This is a genomic window from Nocardia barduliensis (assembly GCF_013315795.1).
Taxonomy (GTDB): domain Bacteria; phylum Actinomycetota; class Actinomycetes; order Mycobacteriales; family Mycobacteriaceae; genus Nocardia; species Nocardia barduliensis.
Genome location: NZ_JABLTE010000230.1, coordinates 1 through 3035, shown reverse-complemented (window position 1 = coordinate 3035; position 3035 = coordinate 1). Strand labels below are relative to the sequence as shown.

Sequence of the window (3035 nt, the reverse complement as noted above, 5' to 3'; positions counted from 1 at the left end):
TCGTCGCCGTCGGCGCCCCGGAGGAGGTGGTGTCGGTCGAGTTGCTGCGCGAGGTGTTCGACCTGGACGCCACGGTGCTCGAGGACCCGGTGTCGGGGCGGCCGATGATCGTGCCGATCGGCGCGCGGCACGTGCGCGGAAAAGTGGGCGGACCGGCCGCGACGGCGCCCGAAACCGCGCGCTATGACAAATGACACACCAGCTATTTCATGGTTACGACACCCTGTAGTACGCATCGGCGTCGTTGAGTACCTAAAATTGTGGGATGGCAGGTCTTGGTGAACTCGAGAAAGCGGTCATGGACCAGTTGTGGTCGGCCGACGAACCACAGACGGTCCGGCAGGTGCACGAGGCGCTCGCCGCACGCCGCGAGCTCGCGTACACCACGGTGATGACCGTGCTGCAACGCCTCGCGAAGAAGAACCTCGTGGTGCAGCGGCGCGACGACCGAGCGCACCGCTACGCCCCGGTGCACACCCGCGACGAACTCGTGGCCAGTCTGATGGTCGACGCGTTGCAGCAGGCCGACGCGGCGGGCAGCCGCGCCGCCGCGCTGGTGCACTTCGTGGAACAGGTCGGCAAGGACGAGGCTGCCGCCTTGCGCGAAGCACTCGCTAAGCTCGAAGCAACCGAGGACTCGCCGCCACCGCCGCAGTAGACTCCTCGGGCGCCCTGGCCCCACAACGCAGTGAGCTGAGTCGATGAACGCAACCGCGCCGGTCTTCGCCGGACTCGCATTGCTTCTCGCGGGGCCTGCCCCGGCCTTGCTCAGCCGGGCGACCTGGACGTATCGGACGCCCCGCGCCGCGCTGGTGCTCTGGCAGGCCATCGCGCTGGCCGCCGTGCTCAGCGCGTTCGGCTCCGGGCTGGCCATCGCCGCCGAGCTGCTCGTGCCCGGCCCCGACGGCCGCCCGACCACCGCGCCGACCCGGGAGATCGACGCCCTCGGCCTGCCGCTGTGGCTGGCGTACGTGTTCGTCTTCGCGCTGACACTGCTGGTCGGCGCCCGGTTGATCTACGCCGTCGTCCGGGTCGGCGTGCACACCCGCAGGCGGCGGGCACGCCACCGCATGCTCGTCGACCTGCTCGACCAGAGCGGTCCGCACCGGCGCGCGGCCGACATCCGGGTGCTGGCCTCCACCGAGCCCATCGCCTACTGCCTGCCCGGCCTGCGCCAGCGGGTCGTGCTCAGCGAGGGCACCCTGACCAACCTCGCCGACGCCGAGGTCACCGCCATCGTCAGCCATGAACGTTCGCACCTGCGGGCACGCCACGATCTGGTGCTGGAGGCGTTCACGGCGGTGCACGAGGCCTTCCCCCGGGTGGTGCGCAGCAAAGCCGCCCTCGGCTCGGTGAAATTGCTCATCGAACTGCTCGCCGACGACTCGGCCGTCAAGGTCACCGGGCCGAAGCCGCTGGCCCGCGCCCTCGTCGCGTGCGCGAAATCCACCGCGCCGCAAGGCGCCCTGGCCGCGGGCGGACCCACCACCCTCATTCGCATCCAGCGGCTCAGCGACCGCATCGGTGACGTCCGCATCGCCGCGGCCGCCTATCTCGGCTCCGCCGCCATCTTGGTGGTGCCCACACTCGCCGTGGCCGTACCCTGGCTGGTGGAGCTGAGTCGGCTGTTCCACGGCTGACTCGCGAGCACGTATCCTGGACACTCGGTCCACTCCGGTCGGCCGCCCCTCTCGCTCCACGCGGCACGCGTCACGACCGAGCCGCAGCGCGGTCGACCGCATCGCGCACCGCTCTCCATCCCACCGAACAGCGCGTTCGCTGCCGAATGCGCCGTGCGACGAAAGGCACACCCACCTCGTGACCCCCTCGACCACCGTCGACGCGGCGTCCACCGCGACCTTCGCGGAGCTGGGCCTGCCCGCCGTGCTCGTCCAAGCACTGCGGCGCGACGGCATCGAGACGCCGTTCCCGATCCAGGCCGCCACCGCTCCCGACGTCCTCGCCGCCAAGGACGTGCTCGGCCGCGGGCCGACCGGTTCCGGGAAGACCTTGGCCTTCGGCCTCCCGATGCTCACCCGCCTGATGGGCGCCTCGGCCAAGCCGGGCCGCCCGCGTGGCCTCGTGCTGGTGCCGACCCGCGAGCTGGCTGCGCAGATCGAGCGGGCCCTCGACGAACCGGCGCTGGCGCTCGGCTTGCGGGTGGCGTCGGTGGTCGGCGGCGCGCCGATCAAGCGCCAAGCCGACCGGCTCGCCCGCGGCGTCGACCTGCTCATCGCCACACCCGGGCGACTCGCCGACCTCATCGCGCAGGGGTCCGCCGACCTGTCCGACGTGATGATCACCGCGCTGGACGAGGCCGACCACATGGCCGATATGGGCTTCCTGCCGCAGGTGACCAAGCTGCTGGACCGTACGCCGCGCGACGGTCAGCGCCTGCTGTTCTCCGCCACGCTGGACGGCGAGGTCGACAAGCTGGTCAAGCGCTACCTGCGCGCCCCCGTCACGCATTCCACCGCGCCGCCCTCGGCGTCGGTCACCACGATGTCGCACCACCTGCTCTACGTCGGCGACAAGGTCGCCAAGCGGGCGGTCGCCACCGAGATCGCCGCCCGCGACGGGCTGACCATCATGTTCGTCCGCACCAAGCACGGCGCCGACCGGCTCGCCAAACAGCTGCGCGGCGCGGGCATCGCCGCGGGCGCGCTGCACGGCGGCAAGGCGCAGAACAACCGCACCCGCACCCTCGCCGCGTTCGCCGACGGTTCGGTGCCGGTGCTGGTCACCACCGACGTCGCGGCGCGCGGCATCCACGTCGACGGGATCTCCCTGGTGGTGCACGTCGACCCGCCACCGGAGCCGAAGGCCTATCTGCACCGGGCCGGGCGCACCGCCCGGGCGGGCGAGGACGGCGTGGTCGTCACACTGGTGATGGACGAAGAGCGCCGCGAGGTCGAGTCGATGGCCCGCAAGGCCGGCGTCGAGATCGACGGCGTCGCGGTCCGCCCCGGCGACCGCGCGCTGATCGAGATCACCGGCGCTCGCCGCCCCTCCGGTGTTCCGATCGCGGCGGCGGC

At 71.9% G+C, this 3035-nt stretch carries 3 protein-coding genes and 1 pseudogene; all 4 read left to right on the top strand.

What is annotated here, in order from left to right:
• A pseudogene (locus HOV91_RS38730) lies at positions 1-194 on the top strand (cobalamin/Fe(3+)-siderophore ABC transporter ATP-binding protein); the annotation flags it as partial.
• Positions 195-265: 71 nt separating this feature from the next.
• Positions 266-658: a BlaI/MecI/CopY family transcriptional regulator gene (locus HOV91_RS38725; RefSeq protein ID WP_043690252.1), complete on the top strand. Its 393-nt coding sequence runs from the start codon at positions 266-268 to the stop codon at positions 656-658.
• Between the two features lie 43 nt (positions 659-701).
• Positions 702-1640, top strand: coding sequence for a M56 family metallopeptidase (locus tag HOV91_RS38720; RefSeq protein WP_174190136.1), 939 nt, complete (start codon positions 702-704; stop codon positions 1638-1640).
• Between the two features lie 178 nt (positions 1641-1818).
• The coding region (locus HOV91_RS38715) for a DEAD/DEAH box helicase (RefSeq protein WP_174190135.1) at positions 1819-3035 on the top strand (1217 nt) is incomplete at its 3' end.